An 18818-nucleotide genomic window follows, 5' to 3' on the forward strand; every position below is an offset into this window, starting at 1 on the left:
GCAGTAAATGATATTGGGAATATTTGAACGAGTCTGTGGAATTATTGCCATTGCTGACGCAGAGCCTCCGCGCTTTTTGCATCCAGCGCGACAAGCGCATCGGCTGCCTGTTGGCGTAACGCCGAGACGATCGCTTTGCGTCCGCTTAATCCAGCTTGCTTTGCCAGTGCGCTTAGCGCATCAGGCGTCTCAACGGCAGCCCGAAGCAGTGAAACCGGCCGATCCGTCGCGCTGATTAAACGCTGCAATACCGGCAAACTGGCTTCGAAGGGACGCAGCGCCCATGCAAAACCGGCGACCAGCGGTAAATCTTGAGCAGTAAACCATTGCTTTACGGGCACCAACGCGAGTTTGATATTGATATGGCGCTGTAAAACGGGCCAGTCGCGCGCAAGCTGCAACGCTGCAGCATCTTGCAACTTTTGCCCCGCGGGTGTGATGGCACGAATCGCCATCGCCGCATAGCAGCCGCTACTGGCCTCGCGCTGGCTACCGATACGCACCAAGGTAAAACCGCAGGCGCGCCAAAAAGCCCAGAGAGATTCAGTGTAGCCGAAGCTGACCGAAAGGTAATCGCAGCCCAGTTCGGCAGCGCGCGCTGCCTCAACCAAGGCCAGCCCGATCTTTTGACGGCGACATTCTGCCGCGACGGCGATACGGCTAATACGTAATGAATGCAGCGTGGCAGCCTCGACAAATCCGCTGTGGGCAGCCAATGATTGTGCGATCAGGTTGCCGCGTGGTCGCCGTCGCCCCGCCCAAACAGCGCGCGCAAGATCGATAGATAAACCGCCCTCCTCCACCAGCCATAATGCGCCGGTTAAACCTGGCGCGTCACCGGCTAACCACAAATGCATGCCGGGAGCATCTAGCAGTCGCCGTAAATCTACTGGCGAAGTGCGATAGTGCGCGCTGGTCAGCAAGCGGTAAGCCGTCTCAAGCAGCGTTTGGTTTTCGGGCCAGCTTGCCATGTTGAGCCGTTGAATGGATGCATCACGGTTTACTGGCGCCGGTAACGCATCTTCAAACATCAGCGCCTGATTAAGCCATTTTTCGAGCGGATCGGCACGCGACCAGCGCAACGGCTCATCCAGCGTGAAATAGGTAACTTGCGCCAGTTCGGCACAAAATTTCAGTATAAAACCCCGGCCTGTGCCTTCGTAGCCTTGCACCGTGGTCGTCAGCAATACCCGCGGAAAACGCGCCAGCAGCGCATGCAGCAGCGGCGCAGGAATAGCAGCGGCCTCATCGACAATCAGCCAGTCAGCGTCTGGCGTTGTCGCCTGTTCGAGAATGGCGTCAGGTGCCATGAAGTGGTAATGCTCGCCGGCAAAACGCGCCAGCACCTCGGTGGACGCTTTTGCCGGCGCGGTGATTAAACAGCGGGTATTTTGCTGTGCCAGCATGCCTGCTAAGGCAGATTTACCGCGTCCGCGCGCTGCAGTGATAACCGCGACGCCACTGGATTGATTAATAAGCTGCGCGAGAATAGCTTGCTGTTGCTGCGGTGCCCGACATTGCCAGTTGGCTAGCATCGGCAAGGGGGTAATCTGCAGGTTCTGTTCTTGACGATGCAGTACAATATGCTCGTTCACGTCGATAAGCTGCTGCAGGCGATGAATGAAATTTGGCGTCGCAATCGGTTCTGCTACATCGCCCCAGCGCACGCTGTCATTGTCAGTGTGCCCGGGCCAATCGCGCCAGGCGGGCGCCAGCAGTAACAGCCAGCTTCCTGCTTTCAGCGTACCGACGAGGGCAGCAAAGGCTTCAGCATGAAATCCCTGACGGGCATCAAACACAGCGTGAAGAAATTCGCGACCCAGCAAGGTACGTAGTGCGCCGGGCGCGCAGTGTAGCGTGGAAAACAGCGGCGACGCGCTGATACACAGCCAGTCACCGGTTAATCTGTTGAGCCAGTTTTGTGCCGTAGATAAACACCAATCCGCTTCGCCGCTGATAACGCAAAGCCGCCGAATGCCTGCTTGCTGCATCTGGCGGCTGATTTCCTCAAGCGTCATTTGTTGTTCGCGAACGTATTACACTGACCGGGATTGCCGCTGTCATAGCCATTTTTAAACCAGGTATAACGTTGCTGCGACGTACCGTGCGTAAAGCTGTCTGGCACCACGCGGCCCTGGCTTTGCTGCTGTAAACGATCGTCGCCAATCGCTTCGGCTGCATTCAACGCTTCTTGCAGATCGCCCACTTCGAGGATTCTTTCCTGCTCCATGTAATGACCCCAAACACCGGCAAAACAGTCAGCCTGCAGTTCCATTTTCACTGACAGCTGATTAACCTGCGCCTGACTGGCATTTTGCTGCATTTCGCGCACTTTGGGTTCAATGCCAAGCAGCTTCTGCACATGGTGGCCGACTTCGTGCGCAATGACATACCCTTGCGCAAAGTCACCGCCCGCGCCGAGTTTGCTTTTCATCTCATCGTAGAAAGAGAGATCGATATAAACCGTTTGATCAGCGGGGCAATAAAAGGGGCCCATCACGGATTGGCCCGTGCCGCAGCCGGTACGGGTAGCACCGCGATACATCACCAGTTTAGGCGGTGCATATTGCTTGTTCATCTGCTTGAACAGCTTGCCCCACGTGTCTTCTGTGGTCGCCAGGATCACTGAAGTAAATTTTGCCGCCTCATCCTGATTGCTGTTGATGCTGCGCTGCTGTTGCTGACTGGATGGCGCAACTTGCTCACCCGTTAACAACGCTGTCAGGTCATAACCATAATATCCTGCCACTGCGACCACAATCAGCAGCACGATACCGCCTTTGCCGCGCGGGATTCGAATTTGGCGTCCTGTTCCATAACCCGACGACTGATTACGTCGATCTTCTACATTGTCACTTTCGCGACGCCCTTGCCAGCGCATGCTTCACTCCATTTCGCGTTTTGCTTAGATGGCATGATTTTAGTTGCACGCCGGAGCAATCACCAGCTTTGCTGCAAAATGAAAAAGAGGAGCCGAAGCGCCTCTTTTTACCGCATCAGATCAACGTCACTCAGTCGAGTTTCACGCCCAGACGCTGTGCAACCGCTTCATAGGCTTCAATCACACCGCCAAGGCTCTGACGGAAACGGTCTTTGTCCATTTTATCCAGGGTCTCTTTGTCCCACAGACGCGCGCCGTCTGGCGAGAACTCATCGCCCAGCGTCACTTCGCCGTTGAACAGACCGAACTCCAGTTTGAAGTCGACCAGAATCAGGCCAGCATCATCAAACAGTTTGCTCAGGACGTCGTTGGCTTTGAAGGTCAGTTCCTGCATGCGAGCCAGATTCTCTTTGCTCACCCAGCCAAAGGTTTCGCAGTAAGATTCATTGACCATTGGGTCGTGCTTGGCGTCATCCTTAAGGAAAAGATCGAACAGTGGCGGATTGAGTACCATGCCCTCTTCCACGCCCAGACGCTTAACCAGTGAACCTGCCGCACGGTTACGCACTACGCACTCAACCGGCACCATTTCCAGCTTTTTCACCAGCGCTTCGTTGTCAGAAAGCAGCGCTTCCATCTGGGTAGGAATGCCCGCTTCCTGCAGCTTGGTCATAATAAAATGGTTAAATTTGTTGTTTACCATTCCTTTACGATCGAACTGCTCGATTCGAGCCCCGTCACCTGCTGACGTATCGTTGCGGAATTCGAGTATCAGCAGATCCGGATTGTCGGTGCTGTATACGGTTTTCGCTTTACCGCGATACAACTCAGCTCGCTTTTGCATTTTGTTAACTCCAAACATGAAATAACCGGTGTTCAACGGCTTGAGCCGCTGCGGCGATTGCGCCTACGCAATCGTTTACTTCGCCGCGCGCTATTATGCCAAAAACAAAATAAAAAGGCCGGAGAATCTCCGGCCTAAAGCAATTTATTTGTTTAGCGCGCCTTGGAACACCGCGACCAACGCATCGTTTTGCGACTGGGTTAGCACGTGCCCTTTTGGATCGATAAACTGCAGGCTGCTGCGGTTGTCGAGATCGCCGACCTGCACTTTGTAATCACCGTTTGGCAGTTCAGGATCTTTGGCACCCACTTCATCCCACGTACTGCTGCCCGGCGCTTTGTAAGTCACGTTCAAGCTGCCTTGTGAGCGATTGCTGTCGGTGACCTCCATGCCGACGCGTTTCATCGCATCTGGCAGACGCTGCCAGGCTACATTGAATGGCGTGCGCAGAACCAGCATCGGTAAACCGGTGTCATCGGCGCCGCTTTGCACATCGATGGCACCATTGACACGACCTGCGGCAGCATTGGCACTGGCGGTGTCAATTTTGTCCAACCCGGTGCTGATGTCATTTAACATCTGCGCGGTATAACGCTGGACTTGTACTGGCGAAGTGATGGTTTTGCCGTTCTGCTGCAGTTCGAGCAGACGCACGGTTAACACTTGCTGATAGCTTTGTGACTGAACGCTGATCTGGTAACGGCCACGATATTGTTCGTCTTCGTCGGCACGATTCCACTGTACCCAATCAGTGCTCAGCTCCTGACCCGCATCGTTACGTGAGGCAATCGGGAATTTGTAAGACTGCACCACGTTAACCACTTGCGGCCAGACCGAGCCACGGCTGTTTTCAATCATTAATGCGCCGGTATTGCTGCTGAACTGGGCACGCGTGCCGTTCATCAACGCCAAAGGCTGTGCCGGTGGACGAATATCAAGCTGTTTGCCAACAGCCGCATTGCTGGTCGTGCGTGGAACGTCGTAGTCACCACGCTGAACCGGCAAAATCATCCCGGCTGGCGCTTTAAGTTCGTGCAATTCGCTGGCCTGCAGATAGGATTCATCCCCACTGACCTGACGCTTATAACGCTGATCGCTCGAACATGCCGACAACAGCATCAGGGTGGAAAGCCCCACCACTGTGGCAACTGTTGACCGCTTAACTGAGTAATTCATTCATTCTCCCTAAATTATCGCAAACCCGCTTTAACCAGCGCCTGCTCCACCTTCGGCTGGCCTGCTGCTGTCAGTGGCGTCATCGGCAGACGCAGCGTGTCGTTAGCGATTAATCCCAGCTGTTTTGCAGCCCATTTCACCGCAATCGGATTGGGTTCACAGAAAAGCGTCTGATGCAGGTGCATCAGACGTTGATTCAAATGGCGTGCTTCAGCAAAGTTGCCTTGCTGCGCCAGGGTGCAAAGTTCAACCATTTCACGCGCAGCGATGTTCGCCGTCACGGAAATAACGCCTTTGCCGCCCAGTTGCATGAAGTCCAGTGCAGACGCATCGTCACCGCTGACCAGGATGAATTCATCATCAACCAGCTCTTGGATCTGACTAACACGCGATAAGTTCCCGGTCGCCTCTTTGATTCCGATAATATTTTTAATTTCAGCGAGGCGCGCCACGGTTTCCGGCAGCATGTCGCAGCCCGTTCGCGCAGGGACGTTATACAACATCTGCGGCAGGCTGGTGCTTTCGGCGATAGCTTTAAAGTGTTGATACAACCCTTCCTGCGTAGGACGGTTGTAATAAGGCGTGACGGTCAGGCAACCGACAACGCCGGAATTTTCGAAGCGTTTGGTGAGAGAGATACCTTCTGCGGTGGCATTTGCCCCGGTTCCGGCAATCACCGGGATACGTCCATCAGCCAGGTCAAGCGTCTGCAGAACCACATCTCCATGTTCGTCATGACTTAACGTGGCGGATTCACCGGTGGTGCCTACAGAAACAATCGCCGCAGTTCCGCTGGCGACATGATAATCAATCAGTTTTTTCAGACTCGCACGGCAGACATTACCTTTGTCATCCATCGGCGTGATGAGTGCAACAATACTTCCCGTAAACATTGGCGATCCCCTCGACAAACAAGTGCTTCATGGTACGTTTTACGCTTAGTGAAAAGCAAGCAAGCCACGCCATTCCGGCGCTTGTCAGCAGTTTTTTTTATGTTTACCTTATAGTTATTAGCGAATGCATAGGAAAACCCATTTTGCCGCAATCTCAGCCCCACCATTTGGTCATCACTGCGTTGGGTGTTGACCGCCCGGGAATCGTCAATACGATTACCCGCCATGTCAGCAGCTGCGGTTGCAACATCGAAGACAGCCGTCTTGCCATGCTTGGGGATGAATTCACTTTTATCATGCTGCTTTCGGGCAGTTGGAACGCCATCACGCTGATTGAATCGACTCTGCCGCTTAAAGGCGCGGAGCTGGAATTGCTGATTGTGATGAAACGCACGAACGCAAAGGTGCGTCCGCCGATGCCGGATACTGCGCTGGTACAGGTTGAAGTGCCCGACTCGCCACATATCATCGAGCGCTTTACCGATTTGATCGATAAACACCAGATGAATATTGCTGAATTGGTTTCGCGCATTACGCCCGCTCAACACAATCAGCCGCCAACGCTCTATATTCAAATGACTGCCCACAGCCCAACGCGAACCGAAGGTGCGCCATTTGAACAGGCGTTTAACGCGCTTTGTCAGGAGCTGAATGCCCAAGGCACGCTGCGACTTTACAGTATGTCGGATGTAGAAAGTGTCGAGCAGGTGACGTCCACGCGCTAAGCTGTGCACGTGCTAAACCGGAGCTATTTCTCCGCATTGCTGTCGCTTAGCGGCCTAAAGCTATGTGGTGAAATACCCCCTGATGGTAATTTCCATTTGGCAGTTTCTCGTCAGATGGTGTATTACCCACAGCATGATTAAAAAATGGAGAGATGTGATGAATCCACTGAAAGCCGGTGATACTGCACCGAAATTTAGCTTGTCCGATCAGGACGGCGAACAAGTAAATTTGACCGACTTCCAGGGACAGCGCGTTCTGGTCTACTTCTACCCGAAGGCAATGACGCCAGGTTGTACCGTTCAGGCCTGCGGTCTGCGCGACAACATGGATAAGTTGAAAATGGCGGGTGTGGAAGTGTTGGGTATCAGCACCGACAAACCGGAAAAGCTGTCACGCTTTATCGAGAAAGAGTTGCTGAACTTCACGCTGCTCTCTGATGAAGATCACCAGGTAAGTGAGCAATTTGGCATTTGGGGTGAGAAAACCTTCATGGGCAAAACCTATGATGGCATTCACCGCATCAGCTTTCTGGTTGATGCGAATGGCAAAATCGAAAAAGTGTTCGACGACTTCAAAACGTCAAATCACCACGACATCGTACTGGATTACATTCAGTCTGCCTGATGTACTGCGGGCGCGGCGATCATCGCTGCCGCGCCCCGTTTCTTACCGTTTATGCTCCTCCAGTAAATCATCGGGCCAGGCATGCACCACCGCCTTCACTAACGTCGCGAGTGGGATAGCAAAAAACACGCCCCAGAAACCCCACATTCCACCGAAAATCACTACCGAAAGAATAATCACCAGCGGATGCAGATTAACCGCCTCCGAGAACAGAACTGGCACCAAAATATTGCCATCCAGCGCCTGAATCACTAAATAAACAATGAACATGGTCCAGAAATCGCTGCCGAGTCCCCACTGAAACAGCCCCACGCCAATCACCGGAATGGTCACTAACATTGCGCCGATATAGGGAATTAATACTGATATTCCCACCAATACCGCCAGCAACAAGGCGTAATTGAGGCCGAGAAACAAAAATGCCAGCCAGCTGACAATACCCACCACCACCATTTCCAGCACTTTGCCGCGAATATAATTGGTAATCTGCTGGTTCATCTCTTGCCACACCACACCGGCTAAACCGCGATTACGTGGCAGCACGCGTCGCACCGCATTCAGCATCTGATCTTTGTCTTTCAACAGGAAAAACACCATCAGTGGCACCAGCACCAAATAAATCATCAGCGTCATCAAGCCCACTAATGAGGCCAGGGAATACTTGACCAGCGAATCGCCAACGCCGCTTAAGCGGCTACGCAAATTCTCTACGATCAGATCGATAATGCCTGCGTCAACCAGTGCAGGAAAACGCTTCGGCAAGCCCGCTGCAAACACATAAAGTTTGTTGAGCATATTGGGCAGATCACGCGTCAGGTTGATGCCCTGTTGCCAGGCGACCGGGGCAACAATCAAGACCAGCACCAGCAAGATACCGGCAAACAGTACCAGCACAATCGTCGTGGCCCAGCTGCGAGTGCAGCCAACACGTTGTAAACGCGCGGTTGGCCACTCCAGCAAGTAAGCCAACACTAGCGCGACTAGCAGTGGCGCGAGTAATCCGCTGAGAAAGAAAAGGATGCAGAAACCGGCCAGCAGGATCACCAACAGGGCAATAGCCTGCGGATCGCTGAAACGGCGTTTGTACCATTGAATCAATAAAGCCAGCATACCTTTCTATCCATGACGTCATAAAGGACGACGATTGTACCGGATATTACTGGCCTGAAAAGGTGCTTAGTGCGGCGTCTGGCTTAACAGCGATACGCTTTTTCCTGACACGCACACGCAGTTACGGCCCGCTTGTTTTGCCTGATAGAGCGCAGCATCGGCTTGCTTAAGCGTGACCTCAAGCGCAACGTCCTCCCCGCACCACGCCGCTACGCCAATAGAAAGGGTAATGTTGCCCACTTCTTCTATCCAGGCATTGGCTATGCTTTTACGCACGCGTTCCGCCAGAACGCTGGCTTCATCGGCGGCGCTGCCGGGCAGAAGCATCAAAAATTCTTCGCCACCGTTGCGGCACACTACATCCGTTTGCCGGGCGCTGGCAGTTAATGTGCGGGCGACCTGTTGTATCACGTTGTCGCCAACATCGTGACCCCACGTATCGTTAACCCGTTTGAAATGATCGATATCCAATGCCAGCACCGCAAAAGGTTGGCGCATCGTTTGGTAATAATCTAATACCGCATTGAGTCCGCGGCGATTAAACAGTTGGGTAAGGGGATCGGTTTGCGCTTCCGAGTTAAGCCGCCCGATCTTCTCCTGCACCAGGCCAATGCCGGTTAACAGTGCGCGTTTTACCTGCGCCGCTTCAAAATACCAGGCGCGAATAACGCTGATTTCTGTGGATACGCTTTGCGCATCCATCTTGCTGGCTTTGCGAGCAAGCTGCCACAGCGGCAGCGCAATCAGCCGCGCCAATATTACCGCCACCAGCAGCGTTAACAGCGCAAAGGGGACGGAATGCTTGAGCACCTTCATTAATAAGCCGGAAAGCGGTTCCAATGTGACATCCATTGGTTTGAACGTCACAACCATCCAACCGGTGGTGGGCACAATGGCATATCCCGCTAACCGCGTTTTTTCGTCACGGCTGGAAATCTGCAGCGAGCCGTTGGGTTTCTCTTCTCGTTCGTGCTCGCTAATAATGGCTGGCAGCACTTTGCCAATCAGCTGGCTGTTCTGGTGATAAAGCACCTGATTATTGCTGTCGATAACATAAACGCTGGAGCCATCGCGATAAAATTGCTGGCCCAACAGCGCGTTCAGAATGCTTTTCTTTTTGAGATAAATGGTGCCGCCAATATAGCCAAGATAGCGCCCTTCCCCATCCCATATCGGCCAGGAGACAAAAACGATCAGATTGTTGGCGGCTGAAAGGGTCGGTTTACTGATAACAGGCTGGCGCACAGCCAGCGCTTCTTTTGAGGCATCGCTGGTGAGATGCATACCTTTCAACGTTAGCGATTCGGGAGAGATCGCTTTAACAATGCCATTTGTGTCTACCACCGCCACCGAGTTGAAGCTGCTGGTTTGCTCACGCAGCCGGTCGACCTCAGTCGTGAGCAATTTAACATCATCGAAATCATTGCCGAGCTGTTTCGCACTGTAATGCAGCTGTGACTGCGCCAGTTGGAAAAAGATTTCAGTCGTCGACGCCAGCTTTGCTGCATAAGCGCGATTCGCCTCCAGCGTGCTGTCGATCAACACCATACGCTGCACGCGCCACGTGGCGTACATGGCATTGGTCAAGGTCACCACAATGCTGGCGATAACCAATACCGCGATCAGCGTGCGCAGGTCCGTTTTTGGACGTAGTCGCATTAGCATGGCGTTGCCGCCACAGTGAAATCATTCATTATTGATCTGCCCGACTCTGTTATTTTTGTTAGTGTTTACAGCGTGCCCTGGTCATTTACGGTTTCAGTGTACACCTTGAAACCCAATAAGAGCACGTCTAAGCCGGACGACGCAGCCCGAAAGCAAGGATTTTACTGGTGCTAATTGCCTGAAGCTCTTTTAGGGCAAAACGTCAGAAGCGGGAAAATAAGGCGAGGAAAGCGTGAAAGGATGACAGCGGCAGTGACGCCGCTGTAGAGGAAAATTACAACATCAAGAAAGCGTAACCACTGTTTTGCAGGGTCGCAACGGTAGTACCGCTGGAAATTGTATGCGTCACCATGGGGTCAATCCAGTCGCGCTGATAATTGTGGAAAGCCACAGATTGATCGCAAATTGATACCTGAACACCGGCTTTTTTCAGTTCGCTGATCAGTTTGAGGTTTGGGTTATCTACGCCGTAGGTTTTGCGGAATTGATCATTGCTCAACGCCGCAGGAACCGCATCGCTGTTGATTGAGACGACAAATTTCAGTTGATCGAGCGGCACGCCCGCTGCGTAATAAAGATTGGTGACGCGCGCTACGCGTTCCAGACCGAGATTAGGCTGACGAATATCGCCTTCGCTGCGGTTGATCTGGAAAACAATTTTATTACTCAGACCATCTACTGACCCAGGTTTAAAAGCTGGCGTGTCAACATAATGTATTTTTCCAAACCCCTCAATTGCCGGTGTGCTCCAAAAATCGGCAGGCTCAGATTTATTATCTGCAAATTTCCCGCTAACCTTATCCACTAATTCCGGTAATTGTAAAACATTGCCACCAATAAATCCGGCTACCGCTGCCACCACAATATACGCTGCTGGACGCATCGCTTACTCTCCTGTTTACTTTACATTTGTAGCCATGCATAACCCTGATTCTGCAGAGTTGACACCGTGGTTGGGCTGGAAAGTGCATGGACGACTGATTTATCAATCCAGTCATTAGGGTAATGGTGGAATGCCACCGATTGATCACAGACGGAAACCTTCACGCCAACTTTATTAAGTTCATTGATCAGTTTGATATTCGGATTATCAATGCCGTAAAACTGTTTGAAATGCGCGTTATCCAACATGGCAGGCGTTGCGTCGCCCGTTACTGATACCACAAACTTCAACTGGTCCGCGGGCACACCCGAGGCGATATAAAGATTAACGACGCGTGCGACGCGCTCCAGACCTAAATTAGGGTCGGTCATTGCGCCATCGCTACGCGTAATTTGGAATACGATTTTATTACTCAATCCTGCGACCGGTTTAAAGGCTGCATCCGCTTCGTAATGTATTTTACCGTAACCTTCTACCGCTGGCGTACTCCAGAAACCTTCAGGGTCGCTGGGTTGTGCCGTGAAATGCCGCATGACCTTTTCATAAATTACGCCACTTTGCGTAACGCCCGCGCCAATAGCACCACCAATAATGGCAATCAGCGCGTAAGATACAGCTGAACGCATAGATATCCTCTCATGCAAATAACGCGTTGCAGATTCATTTTTTGAATAGGGCTTATCTATATCACAGCACAATGAAAGTGAGCGCCCTCACGAAATGCGCAAAATCAAATTATAGTTTCCACTAAATATTATTATCAGCGACAATTAAACAAATTCCTGGATGGTACATCAACCCTTGCTTGTCTTATTCATGGCCCTTAATTTCCCACGCAAGCAAAGACAAATTGACCATCAATTAGCTTTTATACTACCAATTATTATTCCTGATAATTTTGAAACTTGACGTACACGATAAAAAACAGCAATACAACCTCAGTTAATTCTTTATCTTTTTGCGCTATTTTTTCAGAGTAAACCTGGAAAAAACATGCCACATTCAATTTTTTTGAGTAAATTTACATAACTTTAATTCGAAGTAATTTCGAAGCTGACGCTGTTTCTTGGGCAATAACGGATATTTAAACATTTTTGCTGATTAGCGATAAGAATACACCGCAATAATTCTCTGTATTCCTGAATAGCGCTGCGCAATATGGCAAGTGTTTAACTTTCGTTGACCTTAACAAGACATTCAATTTTTTGCTGCAACTTAGCCCATTAGGTTAACAAGGAGCGCGTGCTTTGGCAGAAAACCACATTTCTTTCTTACCGGGCTGTGGTTAAGATAGGCGCGAAGCGTGATTACCCCCTTAAAAAAAAGAACATTACCGCTGCGCACCTGTCCAATCTCAGGGCTTCTCTACAGGATTACATCATGTTGAACCGGTTAAAGAAAACGCTGCTCGCCGCGCTCATTCCCACTTTGATGCTGACCAGCCTGGCACCTGCCAGTGCCGATGTCAGTGATTCGTTGCCCGATATAGGCACGACTGCCGGATCGACCCTTTCCATTAATCAAGAATTACAGATGGGCGACTTCTACGTGCGCCAGCTTCGAGCCAGTGCACCGCTGATCAATGATCCTTTGCTTAACCAATATATTAATCAGCTCGGTCAGCGGCTGGTCGCACATGCAGATTCGGTAAAAACGCCGTTTCACTTTTTCCTGATTCAAAATGATGAACTCAACGCCTTCGCCTTTTTCGGCGGTAACGTGGTGCTGCATTCAGCGCTGTTTCGCTATACCGACAACGAGAGCCAGCTGGCTTCGGTGGTCGCGCATGAAATATCCCACGTCACCCAGCGCCATCTGGCGCGAGCCATGGAAGATCAAAAACGCAATGCGCCGCTAACCTGGGTTGGTGCGCTGGGATCGATTCTGTTAGCAATGGCGAACCCGCAAGCCGGAATGGCGGCGCTGACCGGTACGCTAGCAGGCACGCAACAAGGGATTATCAGTTTTACTCAGGGCAATGAGCAGGAAGCCGATCGCATTGGTATTCAGGTTTTACAACGCGCCGGATTCGATCCCCAGGCGATGCCTAATTTTCTGCAAAAGCTCGCCGATCAGACGCGTTTCTCCTCCAAACCGCCCGAAATTTTATTGACACACCCGCTGCCCGATAGCCGTCTCGCCGATGCACGCAACCGAGCTAATCAGATGCGTCCGGTCGTCGTGCAATCTACCGAAGACTTTTATATGGCCAAGGTACGTGCGCTGGGAATGTATGCCACGGGGCGCAATCAGCTGACCGACGAACTGCTCAGCCAATATGCTAATGGCAACGCACGCGAACAAATGGCCTCGCAATATGGGAAAGCGGTACAATTTTTACAGGCTAAAAGTTATGGCGATGCGAAAAAGATCATCGCGCCCTTGCTGGCGAAGCAGCCGAATAACGTCTGGTTTCTCGATATCATGTCAGATATCGAAATTGGGCTGAATCAGCCGCAGCAGGCGATAGCCTTACTCAACGGGGCAAGCGGCGCGAAAAACAGTCCGGTGGTACAGCTCAACCTAGCCAATGCCTACGTCGAAGCCAAACAACCCGCCAATGCCAGCCGCATCCTGAATCGCTATACCTGGGCGAATAAAGATGATCCCAATGGCTGGGATTTGCTGGCGCAGGCCTCTGCACAACAGGGTTTGAATGATGAAGAACTTTCGGCGCGAGCGGAAAGTCTGGCGCTTAACGGCCAGCTCGATCAAGCCATTTCTGCGTTGAGCCGTGCCAGCACCCAGGTTCCACTCGGTAGTCTGCAGCAAGCGCGTTATGATGCGCGCATTGACCAGTTACGTCAGCTGCAACAACGCTTTAAGCAGTATCAAAAAGGATAACGATAATGGTGACCATTTATCACAACCCGCGCTGCAGCAAGAGCCGCGAAACGCTGGCACTGCTCACAGCACGCGGCATTGAACCGGAAGTGGTGCTTTATCTGGAGACCCCACCGGATCGTGAAATACTGCAAATTTTGTTGAAAAAGCTCGGTATGAACAGCGCACGGCAGCTCATGCGCAATAAAGAAGATCTCTATAAAGCGCTGGCGCTCGGTGAGGCTGACAAAAGTGAAAGTGAGTTAATTAACGCGCTGGTGGCGAATCCCAGGCTTCTTGAGCGGCCAATTGTGATCAACGGCGAGCAGGCGCGGCTGGGTCGACCACCGGAAGCGGTGCTCGACATTCTTTAAAAACGGAGTGTTAAAGGCCGAGCGTCTCTTTAACGAAAGGAATGGTCAGCTTGCGCTGTGCACTGATGGAGGCGCGATCAAGCCGATCCAGCGTTTCAAACAGCGTTCGCATTTCACGATCGAGACGCTTGAGCAGGAAGCGTCCCACATCTTCCGGCAGTTCGAATCCACGCAAACCGGCGCGCAATTGCAGCGCTTGCAGCTTGTCTTCATCAGAAAGCGGCTGTAAACGGTAGATTTGTCCCCAATCGAGGCGCGAAGCCAGATCGGGTAAATGTAGATTGAGTTGTCGCGGTGGGCGATCGCCGGTGATCAATAAACGCGTATTACCGGTTTCCAGAATGCGGTTATAGAGATCAAAGATCGCCATTTCCCATTCAGCTTCACCTGCAATGCATTCAATATTATCGATACAGACCAGCGCCAACTGTTCCATGCCGTCTAAGACTTCCGGTACAAACCAGGTGCGTTTATCCAGCGGAACGTAGCCAACCGCTTCACCACGCGCAGACATTTCAGCGCACGCGGCGTGCAGCAAATGACTGCGTCCTCCGCCTTCGCGTGACCAGAAATAGAGATAGCTGCCATGATGTTGAGTGAGAGCACCCTTTAACGCAGCAATCAGCGACGGGTTTTCCCCTGGCCAGAAGCTGGCAAAGGTTTCGTCGTCAGGTAAATAAAGTGGCAATGATAATTGTGCCGGCGTGTTCAGAAGCACCTCAGCAAGCGAACAAGCTAAAAACCGGGGAAGTCTACCACAGTTTTTAAAAAGAGATGAATGAGGCTTCCCTGCCCCGCTTTGGTCTTAATGGCCGCTTTTTTCTTCGGCGTCCAGCACCACTTCTTCCGGTCGCAGTAGTGAGATGACGCGGAAAATCAACGCCAGCCCAACACCAACCAGCGTCGCTAATGCCATGCCTTTCAACTCAGCCGCGCCGATGTGCACTTTCGCGCCGCTCACGCCAATGATCAGAATCACCGAGGTGAGGATCAAGTTTTGCGCTTTGTTGTAATCCACTTTGGATTCGATCAACACGCGGATACCTGAAGCACCGATAACACCATAAAGCAGTAACGATACGCCGCCCATTACCGGTACTGGCACTGCCTGAATCGCTGCCGCAAGTTTGCCAACGCATGAGAGCAAGATGGCAAAGATAGCTGCGCCGCCAATGACCCATGTGCTGTAAACACGCGTAATCGCCATCACGCCGATGTTTTCGCCATAAGTAGTGTTAGGCGTAGAACCAAAGAAGCCGGAAATCATGGTCGATAAACCGTTGGCGAACATTGAACGGTGTAAACCGGGATCGCGGATCAAATCCTTTTTCACGATATTCGCTGTCACCACCAGATGCCCAACGTGCTCAGCAATGACCACCAGCGCAGCCGGTAGAATTGTCAGCATCGCCACCCATTCGAATCGTGGGGTATAAAAGGTCGGCAACGCAAACCATGGCGCGTTGTAAACGCTGGTCCAGTCGACAATGCCCATAAAAAAGGAGAGCGCGTAGCCCACCAGCACACCCACCAGAATCGGGATAATGGCGAGAAAACCGCGAAACAGCACCGAACCAAAAACCGTGACGGCCAGCGTAACCAAGGAGATGATTACCGTCTTGCTGTCTGGCGAACTGCCTTCAGCAGGTAACAATCCCGCCATATTCGCCGCTACGCCCGCCAGCTCAAGGCCGATGACCGCAACAATAGCGCCCATGGCTGCGGGCGGAAACATCACATCGAGCCAGCCGGTTCCTGCTTTTTTGACGATCAACGCCACCAGGCAGAATAACAGGCCACACAGAATAAAACCGCCAAGCGCCACTTCATAACCCAACGGTAACAGCAGCAGCACCGGTGAAATAAAAGCAAAGCTCGATCCTAAATAGGCGGGGATTTTACCTTTACAGATGAACAGATAAATCAGCGTGCCAATACCATTGAACAGCAACACCGTAGCCGGGTTGATGTGAAACAAAATAGGCACCAAAACCGTTGCGCCAAACATGGCGAACAGATGTTGCAGGCTGAGTGGAATAGTTTGCAGTAGCGGCGGTCGTTCGCTAACGCCAATGGCGCGACGTGTCATCAGTAATCCCCTGTCTCCTGTATACCGCGCATTGCCGTTGCGATGGCTGCTCTCGCTCACCCGACCCACTTACTTAAGTAAGCTCAACGGTTTGAGATCGTTTGCCGCCTTGCTGCAGCGCGAGATATTTGGAGATGATGTTGTTTTATTTTTGCCAAAAAAAAGCCGACTCTCTCGCCGGCTGCTTTCTTTATTTGGTTCCGAAAATCTTGTCTCCGGCATCGCCGAGTCCAGGAATGATATATCCCTTTTCGTTTAATCCCTGATCGATAGACGCGGTGTACAGCTCAACATCAGGATGCGCTTTTTCCAGTGCGGCAATCCCTTCTGGTGCGGCGACCAAGACCAACACCTTGATGCTGCTACAGCCCGCTTTCTTTAACAGGTCGATGGTGGCAATCATCGAACCGCCGGTGGCGAGCATGGGATCAACCACCAGTGCCAGACGCTCTTCAATATTAGAAACCAGCTTCTGGAAATACGGCACTGGCTCCAGCGTCTCTTCATCACGGTAGACACCCACTACGCTGATACGCGCGCTCGGAACATGCTCTAGCACGCCTTCCATCATACCGAGGCCGGCACGCAGAATTGGCACTACGGTAATTTTTTTACCTTTGATTTGATCGACTTGCACCGGGCCATTCCAGCCCTCAATGGTCACGCTTTCGGTTTCCAAATCTGCGGTGGCTTCGTAGGTCAGCAAGCTGCCTACTTCCGAGGCCAACTCGCGGAAACGCTTCGTGCTGATATCGTGCTCACGCATCAAGCCCAGTTTATGTTTGACCAGCGGGTGTTTGACTTCCACGATCTTCATTGGTGTTCTCCCGGAATGAGTTGAGCTAAAAAAAAATCGCGGGATTATACCGCCTTTTCTTGTTTGCGCCATATGCCCTTGCGCAAAGAGGAAAGTTTTACCGCAATAAAATAAGGATTGATTAAAATCGCATGGCGCGCAATCTGAGACTCGCAAACGTTTGCCTGCGCTGTTAGAATTGCCGCGCTTTATTTTAACCACCAACCGCAACTCGCGTGGGGACCTCGCAGTGACCGACAAGACCTCTCTCAGCTATAAAGACGCCGGTGTTGATATTGATGCTGGTAACGCTCTGGTTGACCGTATTAAAGGCGTAGTGAAAAAGACTCGTCGCCCGGAAGTAATGGGTGGATTGGGCGGTTTCGGTGCGCTTTGTGCGCTGCCGCAAAAATACCGTGAACCCGTGCTGGTCTCCGGCACCGATGGCGTAGGTACCAAGCTGCGTCTGGCGATGGATCTCAAGCGCCACGATGCTATCGGCATTGATCTGGTTGCAATGTGCGTTAATGATCTGATTGTGCAAGGCGCTGAGCCGCTGTTCTTCCTGGATTACTACGCGACCGGCAAGCTGGATGTGGAAACCGCATCTGCCGTGATCACCGGTATCGCCGAAGGCTGTCTGCAATCGGGTTGTGCGCTGGTTGGCGGTGAAACCGCTGAAATGCCAGGCATGTATCACGGAGAAGACTACGACGTTGCGGGTTTCTGCGTCGGCGTGGTTGAGAAGTCCGAAATAATTGACGGCAGCAAAGTGCAAGATGGCGATGTGCTGGTTGCGCTGGGCTCTAGCGGTCCGCACTCCAATGGTTACTCGCTGGTGCGCAAGATTCTTGAAGTCAGCAACACCGATCCGCTGGTTGAACAGCTGGATGGCAAACCGCTGGCTGACCACCTGCTCGAACCGACCCGCATCTACGTGAAAAATATCCTCAGCCTGATCGAGCAGATTGACGTGCATGCTATCTGTCACCTGACCGGTGGCGGCTTCTGGGAAAACATTCCTCGCGTGTTGCCTGACAATACGCAAGCGGTGATTGACGAGAAGAGCTGGCAGTGGCCTTCTGTGTTCACCTGGATGCAGCAGGCGGGTAACGTTAGCCGTCACGAAATGTACCGCACCTTTAACTGCGGTGTGGGCATGCTGATTGCGCTGAGCCCAGCTGATGCTGACAAAGCGGTTGAACTGATGAGCGCAGCCGGTGAGAAAGCGTGGAAAATCGGTGTGATTAACGCCTCTGACTCTGAAGAGCGTGTGGTTATTAACGGATGAAAAAACTGGTTGTGCTGATTTCCGGTAACGGAAGTAATCTTCAGTCCCTCCTTGACGCCTGCGCAAGCGGGCGTGTTCACGGCAGTGTCGCTGCCGTGTTCAGCAACAAAGCCTCTGCCTTTGGTTTAGTACGGGCTAAAGAAGCCGGCGTGCCGACACATGCGTTAGCCGCCAGCGACTTCGCCGATCGTGAAGCTTTTGATCGCCAGCTGATGACAGAGATCGATGCTTACGCACCCGATCTGGTGGTGTTAGCCGGCTACATGCGTATTTTAAGCAGCGCTTTTGTGGCGCGTTATCACGATCGCCTGCTGAACATTCACCCTTCCCTTCTGCCGAAATATCCCGGCCTGCATACGCATCGTCAGGCGCTGGAAAATGGTGATGCCGAGCACGGTACGTCAGTGCATTTCGTTACTGATGAACTGGATGGCGGCCCGGTTATTTTGCAAGCCAAAGTGCCGGTGTTTGCTGAAGACAGTGAGCAAGAGATTACGCAACGCGTTCAGCATCAGGAACACGCCATTTATCCGCTGGTGATTAACTGGTTTATCGAAGGACGATTGACGATGCGCGACGGAAAAGCCTGGCTGGATGGCGAACAGCTTCCGCCACAAGGGCACGCCCACGAATGATTTTCCAA

18 protein-coding genes are annotated in these 18818 nt (G+C 52.1%); 6 read left to right on the forward strand and 12 right to left on the reverse strand.

Annotated features, from left to right (window positions below; translation table 11 throughout):
* Positions 1 to 41: 41 nt before the first annotated feature.
* The 5 genes from ACF2G4_RS09440 to dapA all read right to left on the reverse strand — a co-directional run bounded on the left by ACF2G4_RS09440 (position 42) and on the right by dapA (position 5794).
* Positions 42 to 2018, reverse strand: coding sequence for a tRNA(Met) cytidine acetyltransferase TmcA (locus ACF2G4_RS09440; RefSeq protein WP_409074728.1), 1977 nt, complete (start codon positions 2016 to 2018; stop codon positions 42 to 44).
* Positions 2015 to 2881 carry a neutral zinc metallopeptidase gene (locus ACF2G4_RS09445; protein WP_215845911.1) on the reverse strand — a complete coding sequence of 289 codons (867 nt, stop codon included), beginning with the start codon at positions 2879 to 2881 and terminating at the stop codon, positions 2015 to 2017. Before ACF2G4_RS09445 ends, ACF2G4_RS09440 begins: the two co-directional genes overlap by 4 nt.
* Positions 2882 to 3011: 130 nt before the next feature.
* Positions 3012 to 3725, reverse strand: coding sequence for a phosphoribosylaminoimidazolesuccinocarboxamide synthase (purC, locus tag ACF2G4_RS09450; protein ID WP_215845909.1), 714 nt, complete (start codon positions 3723 to 3725; stop codon positions 3012 to 3014).
* Positions 3726 to 3869: 144 nt separating this feature from the next.
* Positions 3870 to 4901 carry an outer membrane protein assembly factor BamC gene (gene bamC, locus ACF2G4_RS09455; protein WP_215845907.1) on the reverse strand — a complete coding sequence of 344 codons (1032 nt, stop codon included), beginning with the start codon at positions 4899 to 4901 and terminating at the stop codon, positions 3870 to 3872.
* A 14-nt stretch (positions 4902 to 4915) separates the two neighbouring features.
* On the reverse strand, positions 4916 to 5794 hold the full coding sequence (gene dapA, locus ACF2G4_RS09460) for a 4-hydroxy-tetrahydrodipicolinate synthase (protein ID WP_215845905.1): 879 nt from the start codon (positions 5792 to 5794) through the stop codon (positions 4916 to 4918).
* Between the two features lie 143 nt (positions 5795 to 5937).
* Here dapA and ACF2G4_RS09465 point away from each other — a divergent pair, with 143 nt between their 5' ends.
* Together ACF2G4_RS09465 and bcp are read left to right on the forward strand one after the other, a co-directional pair.
* Positions 5938 to 6519, forward strand: coding sequence for a glycine cleavage system transcriptional repressor (locus ACF2G4_RS09465; protein WP_215845903.1), 582 nt, complete (start codon positions 5938 to 5940; stop codon positions 6517 to 6519).
* A gap of 157 nt (positions 6520 to 6676) precedes the next feature.
* Positions 6677 to 7144, forward strand: a complete 468-nt coding sequence (gene bcp / locus ACF2G4_RS09470) for a thioredoxin-dependent thiol peroxidase (RefSeq protein WP_215845901.1) — start codon at positions 6677 to 6679, stop codon at positions 7142 to 7144.
* 42 nt (positions 7145 to 7186) lie between these two features.
* On the opposite strand, the gene ACF2G4_RS09475 is transcribed toward bcp, so the two are convergent.
* The 4 genes from ACF2G4_RS09475 to ACF2G4_RS09490 all read right to left on the reverse strand — a co-directional run bounded on the left by ACF2G4_RS09475 (position 7187) and on the right by ACF2G4_RS09490 (position 11428).
* Entirely contained in the window at positions 7187 to 8254 is a 1068-nt protein-coding gene (locus ACF2G4_RS09475) for an AI-2E family transporter (protein WP_215845899.1), read from the reverse strand.
* Between the two features lie 66 nt (positions 8255 to 8320).
* Positions 8321 to 9919, reverse strand: coding sequence for a sensor domain-containing diguanylate cyclase (locus ACF2G4_RS09480; RefSeq protein ID WP_409074729.1), 1599 nt, complete (start codon positions 9917 to 9919; stop codon positions 8321 to 8323).
* Between the two features lie 274 nt (positions 9920 to 10193).
* Positions 10194 to 10802 (reverse strand): DsrE family protein, encoded by a 609-nt coding sequence (locus ACF2G4_RS09485; RefSeq protein ID WP_215845898.1) that lies wholly within the window; start codon positions 10800 to 10802, stop codon positions 10194 to 10196.
* A 20-nt stretch (positions 10803 to 10822) separates the two neighbouring features.
* On the reverse strand, positions 10823 to 11428 hold the full coding sequence (locus ACF2G4_RS09490; protein WP_215845896.1) for a DsrE family protein: 606 nt from the start codon (positions 11426 to 11428) through the stop codon (positions 10823 to 10825).
* Positions 11429 to 12182: 754 nt separating this feature from the next.
* On the opposite strand from ACF2G4_RS09490, the gene ACF2G4_RS09495 reads away from it, so the two are divergent.
* Entirely contained in the window at positions 12183 to 13646 is a 1464-nt protein-coding gene (locus ACF2G4_RS09495; protein ID WP_215845894.1) for a M48 family metallopeptidase, read from the forward strand.
* A 5-nt stretch (positions 13647 to 13651) separates the two neighbouring features.
* Positions 13652 to 13999 carry an arsenate reductase (glutaredoxin) gene (gene arsC, locus ACF2G4_RS09500; protein ID WP_409074730.1) on the forward strand — a complete coding sequence of 116 codons (348 nt, stop codon included), beginning with the start codon at positions 13652 to 13654 and terminating at the stop codon, positions 13997 to 13999.
* A 10-nt stretch (positions 14000 to 14009) separates the two neighbouring features.
* On the opposite strand, the gene hda is transcribed toward arsC, so the two are convergent.
* From hda to upp, 3 genes are all read right to left on the reverse strand, one after another.
* A complete protein-coding gene (hda, locus tag ACF2G4_RS09505) occupies positions 14010 to 14711 on the reverse strand; it encodes a DnaA inactivator Hda (RefSeq protein WP_243078467.1) in 702 nt (233 codons plus the stop codon).
* A gap of 93 nt (positions 14712 to 14804) precedes the next feature.
* A complete protein-coding gene (uraA, locus tag ACF2G4_RS09510) occupies positions 14805 to 16088 on the reverse strand; it encodes a uracil permease (RefSeq protein ID WP_243077421.1) in 1284 nt (427 codons plus the stop codon).
* A gap of 190 nt (positions 16089 to 16278) precedes the next feature.
* The gene (gene upp / locus ACF2G4_RS09515) at positions 16279 to 16905 is read right to left on the reverse strand and encodes a uracil phosphoribosyltransferase (RefSeq protein WP_215845890.1); all 627 of its coding nucleotides are present in this window, start codon (positions 16903 to 16905) and stop codon (positions 16279 to 16281) included.
* Positions 16906 to 17134: 229 nt separating this feature from the next.
* Here upp and purM point away from each other — a divergent pair, with 229 nt between their 5' ends.
* Both purM and purN read left to right on the forward strand, forming a co-directional pair.
* Positions 17135 to 18175, forward strand: a complete 1041-nt coding sequence (gene purM, locus ACF2G4_RS09520; RefSeq protein WP_243077420.1) for a phosphoribosylformylglycinamidine cyclo-ligase — start codon at positions 17135 to 17137, stop codon at positions 18173 to 18175.
* A complete protein-coding gene (gene purN / locus ACF2G4_RS09525) occupies positions 18172 to 18810 on the forward strand; it encodes a phosphoribosylglycinamide formyltransferase (RefSeq protein ID WP_215845887.1) in 639 nt (212 codons plus the stop codon). Before purM ends, purN begins: the two co-directional genes overlap by 4 nt.
* Positions 18811 to 18818 lie beyond the last annotated feature (8 nt).

Origin of the sequence: Pantoea phytostimulans, assembly GCF_046118715.1 — a bacterium.
GTDB lineage: Bacteria > Pseudomonadota > Gammaproteobacteria > Enterobacterales > Enterobacteriaceae > Pantoea > Pantoea phytostimulans.

Excerpts from the sequence above, each read along its gene's own strand:
- ACF2G4_RS09440 (WP_409074728.1), bottom strand. The coding sequence starts at position 2,018 with ATGACGCTTGAGGAAATCAGCCGCCAGATGCAGCAAGCAGGCATTCGG.
- ACF2G4_RS09445 (WP_215845911.1), bottom strand. The coding sequence starts at position 2,881 with ATGCGCTGGCAAGGGCGTCGCGAAAGTGACAATGTAGAAGATCGACGT.
- purC (WP_215845909.1), bottom strand. The coding sequence starts at position 3,725 with ATGCAAAAGCGAGCTGAGTTGTATCGCGGTAAAGCGAAAACCGTATAC.
- bamC (WP_215845907.1), bottom strand. The coding sequence starts at position 4,901 with ATGAATTACTCAGTTAAGCGGTCAACAGTTGCCACAGTGGTGGGGCTT.
- dapA (WP_215845905.1), bottom strand. The coding sequence starts at position 5,794 with ATGTTTACGGGAAGTATTGTTGCACTCATCACGCCGATGGATGACAAA.
- bcp (WP_215845901.1), top strand. The coding sequence starts at position 6,677 with ATGAATCCACTGAAAGCCGGTGATACTGCACCGAAATTTAGCTTGTCC.
- ACF2G4_RS09475 (WP_215845899.1), bottom strand. The coding sequence starts at position 8,254 with ATGCTGGCTTTATTGATTCAATGGTACAAACGCCGTTTCAGCGATCCG.
- ACF2G4_RS09480 (WP_409074729.1), bottom strand. The coding sequence starts at position 9,919 with ATGCTAATGCGACTACGTCCAAAAACGGACCTGCGCACGCTGATCGCG.
- ACF2G4_RS09485 (WP_215845898.1), bottom strand. The coding sequence starts at position 10,802 with ATGCGTCCAGCAGCGTATATTGTGGTGGCAGCGGTAGCCGGATTTATT.
- ACF2G4_RS09490 (WP_215845896.1), bottom strand. The coding sequence starts at position 11,428 with ATGCGTTCAGCTGTATCTTACGCGCTGATTGCCATTATTGGTGGTGCT.
- ACF2G4_RS09495 (WP_215845894.1), top strand. The coding sequence starts at position 12,183 with ATGTTGAACCGGTTAAAGAAAACGCTGCTCGCCGCGCTCATTCCCACT.
- arsC (WP_409074730.1), top strand. The coding sequence starts at position 13,652 with ATGGTGACCATTTATCACAACCCGCGCTGCAGCAAGAGCCGCGAAACG.
- uraA (WP_243077421.1), bottom strand. The coding sequence starts at position 16,088 with ATGACACGTCGCGCCATTGGCGTTAGCGAACGACCGCCGCTACTGCAA.
- upp (WP_215845890.1), bottom strand. The coding sequence starts at position 16,905 with ATGAAGATCGTGGAAGTCAAACACCCGCTGGTCAAACATAAACTGGGC.
- purN (WP_215845887.1), top strand. The coding sequence starts at position 18,172 with ATGAAAAAACTGGTTGTGCTGATTTCCGGTAACGGAAGTAATCTTCAG.